This window comes from Kibdelosporangium persicum (genome assembly GCF_013280595.1).
In the GTDB taxonomy this organism is placed as follows: Bacteria; Actinomycetota; Actinomycetes; order Mycobacteriales; family Pseudonocardiaceae; genus Kibdelosporangium; species Kibdelosporangium persicum.
The window spans coordinates 34,803-51,632 of the sequence record NZ_JAAATY010000006.1 but is presented as its reverse complement, the minus strand read 5'-3'; the positions used below and the strand labels follow the sequence as shown (position 1 = coordinate 51,632).

Annotated in this window: 13 protein-coding genes; 7 read left to right on the top strand and 6 right to left on the bottom strand. The window is 70.0% G+C overall.

Going from position 1 to position 16,830, the window contains the following annotated elements:
• Nucleotides 1–115: 115 nt before the first annotated feature.
• The 3 genes from GC106_RS12960 to GC106_RS12950 all read left to right on the top strand — a co-directional run bounded on the left by GC106_RS12960 (nucleotide 116) and on the right by GC106_RS12950 (nucleotide 5,514).
• Nucleotides 116–3,826 (top strand): nSTAND1 domain-containing NTPase, encoded by a 3,711-nt coding sequence (locus tag GC106_RS12960; RefSeq protein WP_173128974.1) that lies wholly within the window; start codon nucleotides 116–118, stop codon nucleotides 3,824–3,826.
• A 153-nt stretch (nucleotides 3,827–3,979) separates the two neighbouring features.
• Entirely contained in the window at nucleotides 3,980–4,597 is a 618-nt protein-coding gene (locus tag GC106_RS12955; RefSeq protein ID WP_217280457.1) for a DUF2461 family protein, read from the top strand.
• Between the two features lie 251 nt (nucleotides 4,598–4,848).
• A complete protein-coding gene (locus GC106_RS12950) occupies nucleotides 4,849–5,514 on the top strand; it encodes a hypothetical protein (RefSeq protein ID WP_173128970.1) in 666 nt (221 codons plus the stop codon).
• A 578-nt stretch (nucleotides 5,515–6,092) separates the two neighbouring features.
• Here GC106_RS12950 and GC106_RS12945 read toward each other — a convergent pair.
• The gene (locus GC106_RS12945; protein ID WP_173128967.1) at nucleotides 6,093–6,548 is read right to left on the bottom strand and encodes a MarR family winged helix-turn-helix transcriptional regulator; all 456 of its coding nucleotides are present in this window, start codon (nucleotides 6,546–6,548) and stop codon (nucleotides 6,093–6,095) included.
• Nucleotides 6,549–6,654: 106 nt separating this feature from the next.
• Here GC106_RS12945 and GC106_RS12940 point away from each other — a divergent pair, with 106 nt between their 5' ends.
• The 3 genes from GC106_RS12940 (at nucleotide 6,655) to GC106_RS12930 (ending at nucleotide 9,673) form a co-directional block, all read left to right on the top strand.
• Nucleotides 6,655–7,638, top strand: a complete 984-nt coding sequence (locus GC106_RS12940; RefSeq protein WP_173128964.1) for a ring-cleaving dioxygenase — start codon at nucleotides 6,655–6,657, stop codon at nucleotides 7,636–7,638.
• A gap of 194 nt (nucleotides 7,639–7,832) precedes the next feature.
• Nucleotides 7,833–9,023, top strand: coding sequence for a sensor histidine kinase (locus GC106_RS12935; RefSeq protein WP_173128961.1), 1,191 nt, complete (start codon nucleotides 7,833–7,835; stop codon nucleotides 9,021–9,023).
• Nucleotides 9,020–9,673: a response regulator gene (locus GC106_RS12930; RefSeq protein WP_173128959.1), complete on the top strand. Its 654-nt coding sequence runs from the start codon at nucleotides 9,020–9,022 to the stop codon at nucleotides 9,671–9,673. Before GC106_RS12935 ends, GC106_RS12930 begins: the two co-directional genes overlap by 4 nt.
• On the opposite strand, the gene GC106_RS12925 is transcribed toward GC106_RS12930, so the two are convergent.
• From GC106_RS12925 to GC106_RS12905, 5 genes are all read right to left on the bottom strand, one after another.
• Entirely contained in the window at nucleotides 9,657–11,879 is a 2,223-nt protein-coding gene (locus GC106_RS12925) for a xanthine dehydrogenase family protein molybdopterin-binding subunit (protein WP_173128957.1), read from the bottom strand. The genes GC106_RS12930 and GC106_RS12925 overlap by 17 nt on opposite strands.
• The gene (locus tag GC106_RS12920; RefSeq protein WP_173128955.1) at nucleotides 11,876–12,856 is read right to left on the bottom strand and encodes an FAD binding domain-containing protein; all 981 of its coding nucleotides are present in this window, start codon (nucleotides 12,854–12,856) and stop codon (nucleotides 11,876–11,878) included. Before GC106_RS12920 ends, GC106_RS12925 begins: the two co-directional genes overlap by 4 nt.
• Before the next feature lies 1 nt (nucleotide 12,857).
• Nucleotides 12,858–13,451, bottom strand: a complete 594-nt coding sequence (locus GC106_RS12915; protein ID WP_173128953.1) for a (2Fe-2S)-binding protein — start codon at nucleotides 13,449–13,451, stop codon at nucleotides 12,858–12,860.
• A gap of 200 nt (nucleotides 13,452–13,651) precedes the next feature.
• A complete protein-coding gene (locus GC106_RS12910; protein WP_173128951.1) occupies nucleotides 13,652–13,957 on the bottom strand; it encodes an HAD family hydrolase in 306 nt (101 codons plus the stop codon).
• A gap of 80 nt (nucleotides 13,958–14,037) precedes the next feature.
• Complete coding sequence (locus tag GC106_RS12905; protein WP_173128949.1) at nucleotides 14,038–14,655, bottom strand: pyridoxamine 5'-phosphate oxidase family protein; 618 nt, start codon at nucleotides 14,653–14,655, stop codon at nucleotides 14,038–14,040.
• A gap of 134 nt (nucleotides 14,656–14,789) precedes the next feature.
• Between GC106_RS12905 and GC106_RS12900 the strand changes: the two genes are divergently transcribed.
• Complete coding sequence (locus GC106_RS12900) at nucleotides 14,790–16,796, top strand: neutral/alkaline ceramidase (RefSeq protein WP_173128945.1); 2,007 nt, start codon at nucleotides 14,790–14,792, stop codon at nucleotides 16,794–16,796.
• The last annotated feature ends 34 nt before the right edge of the window (nucleotides 16,797–16,830 follow it).

Below are 16,830 nucleotides of genomic sequence, written 5' to 3'. Positions count from 1 at the left end.
CCCGGCCGCCGACGCATGATCTAAACGCGGTTAGGTTGTTCCGTATCGAGGGCGGCGCACCGAACAAACAAACCGGGAACAACGCGCGCCTGTGCCACCTGCCTGGAGGGACACCATGCCGAGAGCTGAGCGCCCGCTGGCCACGGGCGATTCGGCGCTGCTGCGGTTCGCCGCCGACCTGCGGCTGCTGCGGCAGAAGGCCGGCAATCCGACGTACCGGGAACTGTCCAAGCGTGCGCACTTCTCGGTGACCACGCTGTCCAGCGCGGCCAACGGCCGCCAGTTGCCCAGCCTCAACGTGGCGTTGGCGTATGTCCGCGCCTGTGACGGTGACGAGGCGGAGTGGGAGCAGCGGTGGCACCAGGTCGCGGCGGAACTTGCAGTCACTGAAACGAAATCAGCCGACGCCGAGGCGGACGTCCGTGCGCCGTACGTGGGTCTGGCCGCGTTCCAGCCGGAGGACGCCGACCTGTTCCACGGCCGGGAACACCTTGTCGGCGAGCTCACAGAGAGGATGATCCGACAACGGTTCGTGGCCGTGTTCGGTGCTTCCGGCGCGGGCAAGTCCTCGCTGCTGCGCGCCGGGCTGGTGCCGCGCTGGACGGGCCCGGTCGTGTTGTTCACGCCAGGGCCCCATCCGGTCGAGGAGTGCGCCGTCCACATCGCACGACTCGCCGGGACCGCCCCGGGCCAGGTGCACACCGACTTCATGGCGGACGCGCAGAATCTGCACCGCGCCGTGCGGATGGCGGCCGACGAGGACGTGCTGATCATCGTCGACCAGTTCGAGGAGACCTTCACGCTCTGCCGTGACGAGGCCGAGCGCACCAGGTTCGTCGATCTCCTGCTCACCGCCGTGACCAGCCCGAACAGCCGCGCCAAGGTCGTGCTCGGCGTCCGCGCCGACTTCTACAGCCACTGCACGCGGCATCCCGGGCTGGTCAGGGCCATGGTCGACGCGCAGGTCGCCGTCGGCCCGATGACCACCGGCGAGCTGCGGCGCGCGATCGTCCAGCCCGCCGTGCGGGCCGGGTGCACGGTCGAAGGTGCCCTGCTCGCCGAACTTGTCGCGCAGGCGGCGGGCAATGCCGGTGTGCTGCCGTTGTTGTCGCATGCACTACGGGAGACGTGGCGGCGCCGTAAGGGAAACGCGCTGACGCTCGCGGCATTCCAAGCCGCGGGCGGGGTCGACAGCGCGCTCGCACGCACCGCGGAGTCCGTCTACTCCGGCCTTACCGAGGCACGGCAGCACCTCGTGCGGGATCTTTTCCTCCGGCTGACCGCGCTGGGCGAGGGAACCGAGGACACCAAACGTAGGATCACCCGATCCGAAGTGGACAAAGACACCACCGACGTCCTCGACGTGCTCGCCGAGGCGCGGCTGATCACCGTCGCCGACGAGACCGTGGAGATCGCGCACGAGGCGCTGATCCACGCGTGGCCGAGGTTGCGGCAGTGGCTCGCCGCCGACCGGGAAGGGCTGCGCACGCACCGGCATCTGACCGAAGCCGCCCAGGAGTGGTCGTCGCTCCGCGAGGACCCCGGCGCGCTTTATCGCGGCGCCCGGTTGATTGTCGCGAAGGAATGGGCGGCGAAGGCCGGTACTTCGCTCAATCCGGTGGAACGCGCGTTTCTCGACGCGAGTGTCGAGCAGGAGGAACGGGAAACCGCGGCGGGCAGGCGACGCGCCCGGCAATTGCGTTATCTCGCGGTGGGGCTGGCCGTGCTGCTGGTGGTCGTGACCGTTATCTCGGTCGTCGCCGTCGAGCAACGAAAGGACGCCGAACAAGCACGGCAGGTCGCCATTTCCCGGCAGTTGGCCACCCAGGCGCTGACGATCGCCGAAACCGATCCCGGGCGCGCGAAACTGCTCAGCCTCGAGGCATATCGCACCGAGCCGACCCTGGAGGCGCGCGGTGCGTTGTTGAGCATGTCCGCGCACAGCGATTACCGCACCGAACTCCCGGCTCACACGGGCGCTGTGTCGCAGATCGCGTTCCGGCCGGACGGCTCGATCGTCAGCGTCGGACGCGACCGGACGGTCGCGGTGTGGGACCCGGCCCGGCGTACCCGGATCGCCACCATGACCGGGCACGACACCTGGCTCAAGGCGCTGGCGACCACCCCGGACGGCAGGTTCGCGGCCACGGGCGGCGACGACACCCGCGTGGTGCTGTGGGACCTGGAGAAACGTGTGATCGCCGGTTCGTTCGACCAGCACACGGCAACCGTCCGGGAGATCGCGTTCAGCCCGGACGGGCGGGTGATGGCGTCGGCCGGCAACGATCAGACGACCCGGCTGTGGGATGTCGCCAGCCGGACGCCTCTGGCCACGCTCACCGGCCATGTCGGCGCCGTGACCACGCTGGCGTTCAGCCCTGACGGCAAGACGCTCGCGACCGGCGGCGACGACCAGACCATCGCGATGTGGGACGTCGCGAGCGGGACGCGCGTCGCCACGCTCGCCGAGAACGTGGGCGCGGTGAAGTCGCTCGACTTCAGCGCCGACGGCACCATGCTGGCCTCGGCGGGCTTGGGGCCGGCCGTGCACCTCTGGGATGTCCGCGGCCGCACGAGGATCACGACCTTCACCGGGCACACCGAGGAGGCCGTGATCGCGCTCAAGTTCAGCCGGGACGGCAAAACCCTCGTCAGCGCGGGCAACGACATGGTCATCCGGATGTGGGACGTGCCCAACCGGGTGCCGCGCGCGGTGCTCGCCGGGCACCAGGCCAGCGTGTACACGCTCGCCTTCAGCCCGGACGGCCGCGTGCTGGCCTCCGCGGGCGAGGAGGGCAAGATCATCTTCTGGGACCCGCAGGCCCCGTCGTTGCGCGGCCTCGGCAGCGTCTACGACATGGCGTTCACGCCGGACGGCCAGACGCTCGCCACGGCCGGCCCGGGCAACACGACCCTGTGGGACGTCAGGACACGCTCGCCCCGCCGCGTCGAGGTCGGCGGCGGTTCCGTCAACGGCATCGCGTTCAGCCAGGACGGGCGCACGGCCGCGACCGTCAAGGAAGCCCCACGGCAGCCTCCCGGGCAGCCCGGCAACGACCTGGAACTCTGGGATCTCACCACGGGCGCGCCACCGGTCAGCCTGCCTGGCCACAGCGCGGCGGTGACGGACGTCGCCCTGACCCTCGACGGGCGCACGGCCGCGACGGCGAGCGCGGACCGGACGGTGATCCTCTGGGACGTGGTCAACCGCACGCGCCTGGCCACACTGGACATCGCCGCCGTGTCGTCCGGGCTCGCGTTCAGCCCGGACGGCAGGCTGCTGGCCGTGGCCGACCACGACAACCAGATGGTGACCTTGTGGGACATCGCGACCCGGTCGCGCAAGGCGCAGTTGCGGGGCCATGGCGGCTGGGCCCGGAGTGTCGCGTTCAGCCCGGACGGCCGGATTCTGGCGTCAGCCAGCAGCGACCAGACCGTGATCCTGTGGGATCTGGCCACGGGCGCGCAGATCACGCGCCTCACCGGGCACAAGGACGCGTACTTCAACGGCCTCGCGTACAGCCCGGACGGCAAGACCATCGCGTACACGAGCGCGGACGACACCGTGCTGCTCTGGGACGTCGAACGCCGGACGGTGTCCGCGCGCCTCACCGGGCACCTGGCCGGAGTCCGGGCGGTCGCGTTCAGCCCGGACAGCCGCACGCTGGCGACCGCAGGCGCGGACGGCACCATCATCCTGTGGGACACCGATCCCGAACGTGTCGCCGACGGCATCTGCGGCACCGTCTCGCGCAACCTCACCGCTGAGGAGTGGGCGCAGTTCGTGCCGGAGCTGGCGCCCCGGGACACCTGTCCCGCGCGCTGAGCCAGGTCAGGCGATCGTCGCGACGAGCGGATCGGCGACCGCGTTGACCCGCACCACCTGGATCGCGCGCAAGTGGCGGGCGACCGATCGGCACGGACGTTCAGGTGACCGCAACCATCGCCCGGCGAAAACATGCCATGCCAGGATGACCAGGTGACCAGGCATTTCACCGGGTGGCCGCGGCAGGCGTACGACGTGCTGCTGGGTCTGGAGGGGCTGCCGTCCAACGAGACCCGCGAACGGCTGCGTCAGGACCGGGAGCGTCTGGTCCGCCGCCCGATGATCGACCTGCTCAACGACCTCGCCGGCGACAACCCGCGCTACGCCGACTTCTCCGTGTGGAGTTACGGCAAGGACCCGTTCTGGTGGCAGCACCAAGGCGGGATCATCCGGATCGCCCGGTGCGTGGAGTACGTCGTCCGGTTCGACCTGGACGGCCTGCACGTCAAGGGCGCGTGGCACTACCCCGATCCCGGTCAGGTACCGCGCTACCGGGCAGCGGTGCACCACAGCGGCCGCGAACTCGCCGCGCTGCTGGATTCACTCCGTGCCAAGGACTACGACATCACCGGCGATGTCATGAAACGGATGCCACGCGAGTACCCGGCCGACCATCCGTACGCGGACTTGTTGCGCCACAGGACACTCGTCGCCGGCCGGACACTGTCCAACGAGGACTGTCTGTGGACTGCCGAGGCTTTGGCGTGGCTCGCTGAGCGCGCCGAGGAACTGGACGACCTGATGGACTGGCTGGCCGGTGCCGTCGCCTAGGCCGTGTTTCAAATGCCCGATCGCGATAGCCGGGCCGGATGCGGCCCCTGACGCCACCGCGGGACCGCCCAAAGACAACCAGTATTCGCGGCGATCCCGCGGCGACGCCAGGAACCGCCCCGATCCCGACTCTCATCGACCGGGACATTCGAAACACGACCTAGATGTGCTGCGGGCCGGGAACATCACGCGGCCGGTGTTCGTCTGTCCAATGGACAACGGCAACACCACCGAAGGGAGCGTGAGAAACCGTGACGGCCACGGACGTCAGGGAGGATCTGGTGCCGCTGCGGACGGACTTCGATCTGGTCTGGCGGGGATACGACCGCGAACAGGTCCAGCACTACGTGCACACCGCCGAGGCCGAGATGACCATCCTCGCGGCCGACCGGGACGCGGCGGTCGCCCGCACCGAGCAACTGGCCCGTGAGCTGGACGACGCCCGCGCCCAGATCGACGCCTTGCGGGCGCGGATCGACCGGATCAGCCGGACACCGATCCCCGCCGACGCGCTGTCCGATCGGCTGCGGCACATGGTCGAGCTGGCCAACGCCGAAGCCGCGGACATCACCGCCCGGGCCCGCGCGGCAGCCCGGCACAGCTGGGCCATGGCCGACCAGGCCGACGCACTGGCCCGCCAGGCGGCGCGGCGCCGTCGTGAACTCGACGAACAAGCCGCGCAAGCACGCGAGCAGGTGCAGGCGGACTTCGAAACCGCCATGGCCGCGCGCCGTGCCGAGGCCATGCGCGCACTGGCGGAGCAGGAGCGGGCCGCCACCGAACGCGCCGCCAGGATCGTCGCCGAAGCACAGGCCGAGGTCGACCGCCTGCACGCGCACAGGGCCGAACTGATCGAGGAACTCCGTGCGGTACAACGAATCCTGACGGACGCCGAGCCGTTGCTGACAACCTCTTGACACGTTCCCGGTTCGTGGTTATAAGAAAAGTATCGGTCAGAGACCCGGTGTAGCCGTCCTGGGAGTGATCGAGATGCCGGACCGGAGCGTGTTGCCGCGGCACAGGGAGTTCGCGGACATCGTGCTCGCCGACCAAGACTGGGTGCGGGCCGAGTTCGATGCCATTGTCGACGCGAACTTCCTCCTCCCCGTGCCGCGTCGCCCACGTCCGCAGTGGCCGCGGATTCCCCCGCGCGACCGCTGGGTCAGCACTCCGTCGCGGGCACCGGGCCGGGTGGAGCAACGGGAACGCTCTCCTCCGGCCGCCTGGTGTCTCGCTCCACAGAGGACTGCGAGGAGGTGACATCAAATCCGGCGCGGTCTTGCTCGCCCCCCGAACGAGCCGGAGGCCGATTCACGAGCCCGGCATGGCGTCACGTGACGCGTACCGCGAGAAGACCGGCCCGCTCATGGTGATGACACATTCTTGGCAAGAAGATTGAGTCCGTTCCCGCCCGCCGTGGCCGCCGGCCGCGGCGGGCACCGCCGACCACCCTGGCGAGCTGACGTTTCAGCGGCGCGGCAACGGTGATCCCGGCTCACTCCGTGGCCCCGTTGGTCGCGCGCAGCGTTCGCATCGCTTCGGCCAGTTCGGTCGACCGGCGCTCCCCCAGCGGCCCCAGCACACGTGCCCGCAGCACCTCGGCGGTGAGCTCGCGGGCGCGCCGGGCCATGTCCAGCCCGTGCGGGGTCAGCACGGCGTGCGTCACCCGCCGGTCGGTCTCGCTGGGTTCCCGCCGAATCAGCCCGGCCTCGGTCATCCGGTCCGCGATCTTGGTGAAGCCCCCGCTGCTCAGCGCCGCCTCCCTGGCCAGGCGCGTCATCGGCAGCCGGTGCCCGGGCGACCGGAGCAACCGCAGCAGGATGTCGAACGGCCCGGGGGCCAGCCCGAGCCGGCTCATCACCTCGGCCAGCAGGCGCTCCTGCGTGGCCTGGTAACCCTCGATCACCAGGCCCCACCACGTCACGATCTCGTCATCCCCGACGTCCGGCATGCGCACAGCCTACCGCGATCACTCGCCGGAATATATCTTGTGAGAAAGATGTTTACGAGATAGATTCTTCTCCACACCGCATGGCGGAACGAGCCAGGAGGCAGTGATGGCGATCAGGACGCAGGGTCTGCACCACGTCACGGCCATCGCCGAGAACCCGCAGCGCAACGTCGACTTCTACGCGCGCACCCTCGGGCTGCGCCTGGTCAAGACCACGGTCAACTTCGACGACCCCGGCGTGTACCACCTCTACTACGGCGACGAGGCCGGCCGCCCGGGCACGATCATGACGTTCTTCCCGTGGAACCAGGTCGCCAAGGGCCGCCACGGCACCGGGCAGGCCACCACGACCGCGTTCTCCGTGCCCGCGAACTCGATCGGGTGGTGGGCCGAGCACCTCGGCAGGACCGGCGTGCCGACCAGCCGGGTCACCACCCACGAGGAAGAGGACACGCTGTCGTTCACCGATCCGGACGGCCTCACCATCGCGCTCGTCGCACACAAGCAGCCAGACCCGCGTGCCCCGTGGGACACGCCGTTGGTGCCGGCCGAGCACGCGATCCGCGGCCTGCATTCAGTGACGCTGTCGGTGGCCCAGGAGGACGCCACCGCCGAGATGCTCACCGAAGGCCTCGGCCTGACGTTCCAGCACCAGGACGGCAACCGGCTGCGGTTCGCCGCGGGCGACGGAGGCCCTGGCGCGCTGGTTGACGTGCTGGTCACCCCGGACGCCCCGCAGGGCCTGGTCGCGGGCGGCACCGTGCACCACGTGGCGTGGCGCGTACCCGACGACGAGACCCAGCGGGCGTGGCGCGAGGAACTGGTCGGCAAGGGCGTGAACGTGACGTCCATCCTGGACCGGCAGTACTTCCACTCGATCTACTTCCGCGAGCCGGGCGGCACCCTGCTCGAGGTGGCCACCGACGACATCGGGTTCACAGTGGACGAGCCGTTGCTGGAGCTCGGCCGGGCGCTGAAGCTGCCGCCGTGGCTGGAGCCCGACCGTGAGCAGATCAGGGCCGGCCTGGCCAAGCTCGACCTGCCCGACGAGAACAACCCCGAGGTCGCGGAGAAGCTGGCCACGCGATGACACTCGACCCCTCGGAGATCGCCTACCGGGACAAGCTCAGCGCTCAGTGACCCATGACCGGGTGACCGGTCCGCGGTGGCCTGCGCCGATCGTCGGCACCGGCCGACCTGTGCCGTCCACAATGGACTGGCCGGGTTCTCAGGATGACGACGATAGCCTAGGCGGCGCCCCGGCCCCCGGCTCATCGAGGTCTCATGGTGACGTCCCGAATCGAGCGGCTGTTCGACCGCAGAGCGACGCTCGTGCGCGTGTCCGCCCTGCTGGCGATGTGCGCGGGATACCTGACGTTTCTCACCGACCCGGCGGACCTACCCGGTGTCCTCGGCGTGCTGCTCTTGCTCGCGGCGGTGACGGTGAGCACGCTTTCCGCGTGGTGGCCGTGGGCGTGTGCGCTCGTGCTGGCCGGTCTGCTCGTCGGGGTGGCGTGGGTCGGGGACGGCGGCACGGATCTGGTGGAGTTCATGGCCAGCTTCGCCCTGTTCCAACTGGCCATGCGTGCGTCGGGGTGGCGGTTGTCGGCCGGCGCGGCGGTGGTGGGCCTGGTACGCCTCGCGATCGCGTTCACTGACGACGGCGCGGACCTGGTGTACGAGGCGTACAAGACCGCGGTCGTGGTGGGTGGGCCGGTGGTGCTCGGCGTCTACATCAGGGGGTTCCGGGTGCGGGCGCGGCAGGCGGAGGAGCGGGCGGAGGCACAGGAGCGGCTGCGCCGTTCGGAAGTGGCGATGGCACGGGTGACGGAACGCACGGCCATCGCCCGGGAGTTGCACGACGTGGTCGCCCATCATGTCGCCTCGATCGTGCTGCGGGTGGGTGTGGCCAGGCACCTGAGGACGGCCGGTGACGCGGGTGCACGTCAGGTGCTGGACGACGTGCACGAGACGGGGACGTCGGCGCTCGCGGAGTTGCGGCGGCTGGTGGCCGTCCTGCGTGATCCGGCGGCACCGGACACGCCCGGCGGTGACCTCGTGGACCCCGCGGAGCTCCCTGCCGCGCTCGCGGCCGCCGTCGAGCGCGGCCGGCAGGTCGGGCTCCATGTCGACGCCGTCGTGGACCCAGCGGTCGCGCGGCTCGACGCGGTACGCGCGCTCGCGGTGCTGCGGCTGGCGCAGGAGGGGCTCACCAACGCCGTGAAGCACGCCGGGCCGAGAGCGCGTGTGCGGTTGTCCGTCGAGCTCGTGGACGGCGACGTTCGGGTCGAGGTCAGCGACGACGGCGGAGGTGTCCCCGCCCGGCTCGGTCCGTCCGGGCACGGCCTGGCAGGCATGCGAGAACGGGTCGAGCTCCTGGGCGGCACGCTGAGAGTGGGCCCGGAAGGTACGGGATGGCGTCAATGTGCCGTGCTGCCCGCGCACGACCTCAGGCTGGGGGTGACCTCGCCGTGATCCGCGTGCTGCTTGTCGACGATCAGCGGCTGGTCCGCGCCGGTCTTCGCGCGCTGTGCGAGCCGGCGCCGGACGTGTCGGTGGTCGGCGAGGCCGAGAACGGTCAGCAGGCCGTCGTCCTCGCCGAGCGGTTGCTGCCCGACGTGGTGCTGATGGACCTGCGGATGCCCGGTGTGGACGGCGTCACGGCCACTGGCCGGATTCTGGCCGCCCGCCCGGCGACCCGGGTGGTCGCGCTGACCACCTTCGACGACGACGATCACCTCTATCCGGTGCTGGCCGCCGGAGCCTGCGGGTTTCTGGTCAAGGACACGTCCCCCGCCGAGTTGCTGGACGGAGTTCGGCGTGCGGCTGACGGGGACGGTCCGTTCAGCCCGGCCGTGCTGCGCCGCCTGGTCCGTCGCGCGGTGGCGGCGCATGCCGCCGCGGGCGCGACGGCGGAGACGGCCGTCGACCTGACCGCGCGGGAACGCGACGTGCTGGCGCTGGTCGGGGCTGGCTTGTCCAACGCGGAGATCGCCGAGCGGCTGCACCTCGGCGTCACCACCGTGAAGACCCACCTGCGCGGTCTGCTGGCGAAGACCGGATGTGCCAACCGGGCGCGGCTCGCGGTGTACGCGGCGCAGGCCGGAGTCATCCCGACTCCCTGACCAGGCGGGCCAGCTTGTCCGGGGTGATCGGCAGTTCGCGCACGCGGATGCCTGTCGCGTGGTAGACGGCGTTTGCGATGGCCGCGTGCACACCCACGCACACCACTTCGCCGAGCCCCTTGGCGCCGTGCGGGTGGGCGTTGTAGTCCGGCTCCTCGACGAACGACACGTCGATCTCGCCGACATCGGCGTGCACCGGCACGTGGTAGTCGGTGAACGCGGGCGTGACGAACAGGCCGGTCGCCGGGTCCTGTGTGAGCTGCTCGGAGAGTGTCTGCCCGGCCGCGAAGACGATGCCGCCCTGCGCCTGGTTCCTGGCCGTCTTCGGGTTGAGCACGCGGCCGATCGCGAACACGGCCACGTGCCGGGTGACGCGTACGCGCGGCACGTTCCTGTTGATGCGGACCTCGGTGAAGTGTGCGCCGAATGTGGCGAAGGCGAACTGCTGGTTCTTCGCGTTCGGGTCGTGGTGGCCCTCCTCCGTGACGGCCTTGACGTGGTTGCGTCGCAACAGGTCCTGATAGGACTCGCCGCGCTCGGGCGCGTCCACCGCGAACAGTCGGCCGTCCGCCGCACCGACCCGGTCCGTCGGCAGGCCATGCAGCGGTGACCGTGGATCGGCCACGGCGAGCCTGGTCGCGGCCAGCCGGGCGTTCTGCGCCGCGAGGTGCACGGCCGTGCCCGTGCTGCCGGTGGACCGCGAGCCGTGGGTGGGCGCGGCTTCTGGCAGGTCGGTGTCGCCGGACACGATGCCGAACCGCCGCACCGGCACACCGGTGCCGTCCGCGGCGATCTGTACCAGCGTCGTCAGGTTCCCGGTGCCGATCTCCGCGATCGAGGTCCGAACCTCGGCGGTGCCGTCGTCCAGGATCGCCACGGTCGCGGTGGCCGCGGTGTGGGGCTCGAGGCGCTGCGCGGAGGACATGCCGAACCCGACCCAGTCGTCGCCGTCCCGCATCGCGCGGGGCCGCGGCGCGCGCCGGTCCCAGCCAAACCGCTCCGCCCCGAGCGCGTAGCAGTCCAGCAGTTGCTTGCCGCTCCACGGTTTGCGCTTGAGGGGGTGGTGGGCGAGGTGGTTGCGGCGGCGCAGTTCGAGCGGGTCGAGGTTCAGCGCGTAGGACAGTTCGTCCATCGCGCTGCCGACGGCGAACATGCCGGGGCCGTCGCCCGGGGTGCGCAGGAGGGCGGGGGCGGGCATGTGCATGTCCGCGACCCGCACGTAGGCACCGAGTGCGGGCACCGCGTACATGCTCGCGCTCGGCGAGATGGTGGGCTCGGGGTCGTCGAACAGGATCGGGGTGCCGTTGGTGGTCTCGTGGATGATCGCCCGCAGCGTGCCGTCGGCGTCGGCACCGACCCGAAGATGCTGGATGATCGGCGGCTGGTGGCCGTGCCCGGTGAAGACCTGTTTGCGGGTGGTCACGAGCCGCACGGGCGGCCCGACCTGCCGGGACGCGACAGCGGCGAGCAGAGTGTGCGGCCACACCGTGGTCTTGTTGCCGAAGGCGCCGCCGACCAGGGTCGACCACACCCGCACATGGTCGGCCGGGACACCCAGCGCGCCGGCGATGATCCGGCGGTCGCCGTGCACGTCCTGGCTCGTCTTGTGGATGTTCAGCCTGCCGCGCTCCCACTGGGCGACGGTCGCGTTCGGCTCGATGGGGGCGTGGCTGTGGTACGGCGTCCGGTACTCGGCGTCGACCTTGGCGGCGGAGCCCGCGAACGCCTCCTTGGGCCCTCCGACCTCCACAACGGACGGGAACAGTGGCTCGAAGCGCCAGACAGGCTCGTGCGCGGTGGGCAGCGCCGCGTCGAGCGAGGCCACCACGGGACGTGCCTCGTACTCGACGGCGACAAGCCCGGCCGCGTACGCGGCCTGCTCCCGCGTGGTCGCGACCACCACGGCGACGCACTGGTCGTGGTAATGGATCTCCGTGTCGGCCAGCGGGAACCGCGGCTCCACGTAGTGCAGGTCGTCCGGCGTGCCATGCCAGCGCGGAACGTTGCGATGAGTGAGGACCGCCAGCACACCGGGCGCGGACTCGGCGGCCCGGGTGTCGATCGCGCGGAGCCGGCCTGCGGCGATCGTGCTGCCGACCATGACGGCGTGGACCATGCCCGGCAACTGGACGTCGGCCGTGTAGACGGCCTGCCCGTTGACCTTGCTCGGTGCCTCGATGCGGGTGATCGGCGTGCCGATGCTCATGACTGCTCCCTGAGTTCCGTCAGTGCCTGCCGCACGACCCCGTGCACCAGATCCACCTTGTACGCGTTGTCCGGCCGGGTCTGCGCGTCGCGGGTCGCCGCGTCGGCGGCAGCCTCGATGACGGCGTCGTCGAGCGGGCGACCGCGTAACGCCTCTTCCGCGGCGGTCGAGCGCCACGGCTTGGGTGCGACGCCGCCGAGGCAGATCCGTGACCGGCGCACCACACCGCCGCGCACGGCCACAACGGCCGCGGCCGAGGCGAGCGCGAAGGCGAAAGAGGCCCGATCGCGGGCCTTCACGTACGTCGAATGCGCGCCGAATGGACCGGCGGGCAACTCGACGGCGGTGATCAGCTCGTCGCGCCGCAGCGCGTGCTCCTCGTGCGGCGTCCGGCCGGGCAGGCGGTGCAGTTCGGCGACGGGGATGCGTCGGGTGCCTCGGGTGCTCTGCACGAGCACATGCGCGTCGAGGGCGAGCAGCGCGACAGCGCAGTCCGACGGGTGCACGGCGATGCAGTTCTCGCTCGTGCCGAAGATCGCGTGGTGGCGGCTGTCGCCGTGCAGCGCCGCGCAGCCCGCGCCGGGCGTGCGGCGGTTGCAGGCGAACTCGGGGAGCCGGAAGTACGGACACCGCACGCTCTGCAGGAGGTTCCCGCCGAACGTCGCACGGTTGCGGATCTGCGGTGACGCACCGGCCCGCAACGCCTTCACCAGCACCGGGTACGCGCGGCCCAGCGCGGGGTCGTCGATCGCGTTACGGCACAGGGCGCCGATCCGGACCGCCCCACCGGGCTGCCAGCTCACCTCGTCGAGGCCCAGACCGTTGACATCCACGAGGTGGGTCGGCGTCCGGATACCGTCACGCAGGAGCGTCACCAGGTCCGTGCCGCCGGCGATCACGTCCGCGCCGGGATGGTCGGCGAGCAGCCGGACGGCCTCGTCGACGGTGCGTGGCGACGTGTAGTCGAAGGTCCGCATGTCAGCCGTCCTCGCCCAGGCCGGCCGCGGTCGCGATCGCGTCGCGGATGTTGCAGTAGGCCGCGCAGCGACACAGGTTTCCGCTCATCAGCTCCGGGATCTCCGCGCGCCGCAGGTCCGGCTTCTCGGCCAGCAACCCGACCGCGGACACGATCTGGCCGGACGTGCAGAACCCGCACTGGAACCCGTCGAGGTCCATGAACGCTTGCTGCATCGGGTGTCGCCGGTCGCCGCTGGCGAGCCCTTCGACAGTCGTCACCTCGTCGCCGTCGTGCATGACTGCGAGCGTCAGGCAGGACAGCACCCGCCTGCCGTTCAGCAACACCGTGCAGGCCCCGCACGCACCCTGGTCACAGCCCTTCTTCGCGCCGGTCAGGCCGACCTGGTCGCGCAGGGCGTCGAGCAGGCTTGTCCGGGGATCGACCTCGAGGCGCCGTCTCGTCCCGTTGACCACCAGAGACACCGACCGTCGCGTGTTCGGCGCGGGTGTCGTGCCGGCGGTCGCTGTCCTGGCCAGTGTGGAGCCGACAGCGAGCCCCGCGCCGACCGTGAGCCCTCCGGCAAGAACCGTCCGGCGGTTCGTCCCCTCCGACATGCCTGTTCCCTTTCGACGACAGTGCTGTTCACCACCACCGTGTCGAAGCGGCGCCCTGGCCGACTCGTCCTTCGGGTCGCACCTGCCGACCTGAAGGACGAGCCTGCGCCGACCATGCACCTGACAGGTGCTCAGGCGCTGGCCGGGCAGGCGGCGGCGAGGCTACGGTGTAAGGGAGCTTGGTGCGACGGTCGACAGCATCAGACGGGAGGCTGCCGTCGCGCAGGGTCTCGAGCCGCCGCGTAGATGCGGGGATCGGGCTTCGCGAACCCGATTTCGCAGGACAGGACGACGACATCCACCATCTTCAGAAGTCCGGCGTTCGCCATCCCGCTGCGCATGTGCGGCCAGGCATTGCCGACGACGGCGAACTGCACCCGGCCGTGAAGGCGACGCAGCCCTTCCAGGAGGGCACCGTCCCACGTCTGCCTGGACACGAGGACCTGGTGGCGCATCTGCGGAAACGGTCGGTGAACCTCACCGCGCACCGCCACCCAGGCGGCCACCAGATCACCCCCGAAGCGGTCGACCTGGGCCCGCGAATGGCTCAGCCGGGGCACGCCTGACGCGTGCCCCGGTTTCCCGCTCAGTACTGGTACTGACTGCCTTTCTCCAGCATCGCGTCGAGTTCGGGGACCGATTGCGGGAGGCCCATCTGGCCCTTGAGGACCGTGCCCATGCTCGGCAGGGTCGCGCGGTCCGGCCAGGTCTCCGGCCGCCACAGCGACGACCGCAGAAACGCCTTGGCGCAGTGCATGTAGAGCTGCTCGACCTCGACCACCACGGCCAGCTTCGGCCGCTTGCCCTTGACCACGAGGTCCTCGAAGAACGGCGCGTCGGACACGAGCTTGGCACGGCCGTTCACCCGCAGCGTCTCGTTCATGCCCGGGACGACGAACAACAGCCCGGCGTGCGGATTGGCCACGATGTTGCGCAGGCTGTCGTGCAGCTTGTTGCCCGGCCGATCGGCGAGCACCAGCGTACGATCGTCCACAACCAGCACGGACCCCGCGGGATCACCACGCGGCGACACGTCACAGGAACCGTCCGGCGCCGCCGTCGCCAACAGCACGAACGGCGAGTGGGCTATCAGCGTGCGGGCGTGCGCGTCGATCCGGTCCTGGATCTTGCACCGCACCTGGTCGAGCGGCTCCCCCGTCAGTTCGACCAGTTCATCGAGTGTCTTGATCTCCGTCATCCCCACCTTCGCAGGCTAGCAGCGCCCACCGACAGGCCATGGTGATCACGCTGTGTCTTGTCCTCGATGCGCTGGATCACTATCGTGCCGAGAAAGATGAATTCCTTTCGCGTATTTCGGTGGCGAGGCGAGGAGGAGCGATGCGAAGGTCGGGCATGCCGGCGGTCCTCGCGGCGGCACTGGTGTTCACCGGGCTGCCGGCCACCGCGGCGCCGGAACCGTACCTGGTCGGACGCGGCATCTCCGACGTCACCGGGCCCGCCGCCGAGAACGGCATGATGGGCTACTCCAAGTTCGACCAGAAGACCACCGGCATCCACCAGCGCCAGCGGTCCCGCGCGTACGTCGTGGTCGACCGGGCAAGCGGCAAGCGGGTGGCGTACGTCAACGCCGACCTCGCGATGATCTTCCGGGCCGTTCAGGAAGCCGTGCTGGCCAAGCTGAAGCCGCGGTACGGCGACCTCTACACCAAGGAGAACGTGCTCCTCTCCGCCACGCACACCCACGCGGGCCCGGGCGGTTACTCACACAACCTCGCGTACAACCTCTCCATCCTCGGCATGCAGCCGCAGACGCTCAACGCGATCACCGACGGCATCGTCGAGTCGATCACCGAGGCGCACGACGACCTCAAGCCCGGCTCCCTGTCGATCGGCCGCGGTGAGCTGACCAACGCGAGCGTGAACCGGTCACGGGTGGCGTTCAACGCCAACGCGGCCCCGGACAAGGCCTTCTTCCCGAACGCCATCGACCCGGCCATGACAGTCCTGCGGCTCAGGCAGGGGTCGACGGATGTCGGCGCGATCACGTGGTTCGCCACGCACAACACGTCGATGACCAACGCGAACACATTGATCAGCCCGGACAACAAGGGCTACGCCGCCTACCAGTGGGAGCACGACGACGAAGGCGTGCGCTATCTGGACAACCGGCCGGGGTTCGTCGCGGCGTTCCCGAACACCAACGCCGGGGACATGTCGCCGAACCTGAACCTCAAGCCCGGCTCCGGCCCGACCGAGGACGAGGTCGAGAACACCCGGATCATCGGCGAACGGCAGAACCGCAAGGCGCAGGAGATCTACAACGGGCCCCAGACCGCGATCACAGGCTCGGTCGACCACCGGATGCGGTTCGTGGACATGAGCAAGGTGGCGGTGGACGGCAGGTACACCACCGACGGCAAACCGGGCAGCACGTGTTCCGGGGTCGTCGGGGCGTCGACCATGGCGGGCAGTGTCGAGGACGGCCCGGCCCTGCCCGGGTTCGACGAAGGCATGCAGAGCCCGTGGAAGAAGCTGTTCGAACCACTGAACATCGAAGTGCCGCAATGGCTGCGCGACTGCCAGTACCCGAAGGCCTCACTCGTCCCCACCGGAATGGTGCAGGCGACACCGGACATCGTGCCGTTGCAGATCGTCAAACTCGGCCAGCTGCACCTGGTGGCCGTTCCCGGCGAGGTCACGATCGTCGCCGGGCTGCGCATCCGCCGCAGTGTCGCCCAGGAACTGGGTGTTCCGGTGGAACACGTGCTGATCCAGGGCTATGCCAACGAATACAGCCAGTACGTCACCACACCGGAGGAGTACGACCTCCAGCAGTACGAGGGCGGCTCGACCCTGTTCGGCCGCAACACAACCCCGGCCTACCAACAGGAATTCGGCAAACTCGCGGCATCCCTGCGCGCCGGGACCGCACTGCCCGCGGGCCCGGCGCCGGGCAAACCCCCGTTCACCGACATCAACCTGCAGACCGGCGTGGTGTTCGACGACAAGAACCCGTCACACAGCTTCGGCCAGGTCCTGACCCAGCCGGCCGCGAGCTACCGGCCCGGTCAGACGGCCACGGCGGTGTTCGTCACCGGCCATCCGAAGAACAACCTGCACCGCAACGGCACATTCCTTGAGGTGCAACGCCTTGTCGACGGCACCTGGACGCGGCACGCCGACGACGGCGACTGGTCCACGCGCTACCACTGGAAGCGAGCCGGCATCGCCAACTCGGAAGCGACGATCACCTGGACGATCCCGGCCGGCACTCCCCCGGGCACATACCGGATCGTGCACAACGGTGACTGGAAGAACGGCTGGACCGGCGCCATCACCCCGTTCACCGGCACAACCACCACCTTCACCCTCGTGAGTGGTTAGCAGGGTTAGAACCCGGATAAACACTCACGAGGAG

Bases quoted from the DNA above. Each gene is read 5' to 3' on its own strand.
- GC106_RS12940 (WP_173128964.1), top strand. From the start codon at position 6,655: ATGGCGATCAGGACGCAGGGTCTGCACCACGTCACGGCCATCGCCGAG.
- GC106_RS12945 (WP_173128967.1), bottom strand. From the start codon at position 6,548: ATGCCGGACGTCGGGGATGACGAGATCGTGACGTGGTGGGGCCTGGTG.
- GC106_RS12960 (WP_173128974.1), top strand. From the start codon at position 116: ATGCCGAGAGCTGAGCGCCCGCTGGCCACGGGCGATTCGGCGCTGCTG.
- GC106_RS12915 (WP_173128953.1), bottom strand. From the start codon at position 13,451: ATGTCGGAGGGGACGAACCGCCGGACGGTTCTTGCCGGAGGGCTCACG.
- GC106_RS12920 (WP_173128955.1), bottom strand. From the start codon at position 12,856: ATGCGGACCTTCGACTACACGTCGCCACGCACCGTCGACGAGGCCGTC.
- GC106_RS12935 (WP_173128961.1), top strand. From the start codon at position 7,833: ATGGTGACGTCCCGAATCGAGCGGCTGTTCGACCGCAGAGCGACGCTC.
- GC106_RS12925 (WP_173128957.1), bottom strand. From the start codon at position 11,879: ATGAGCATCGGCACGCCGATCACCCGCATCGAGGCACCGAGCAAGGTC.
- GC106_RS12900 (WP_173128945.1), top strand. From the start codon at position 14,790: ATGCGAAGGTCGGGCATGCCGGCGGTCCTCGCGGCGGCACTGGTGTTC.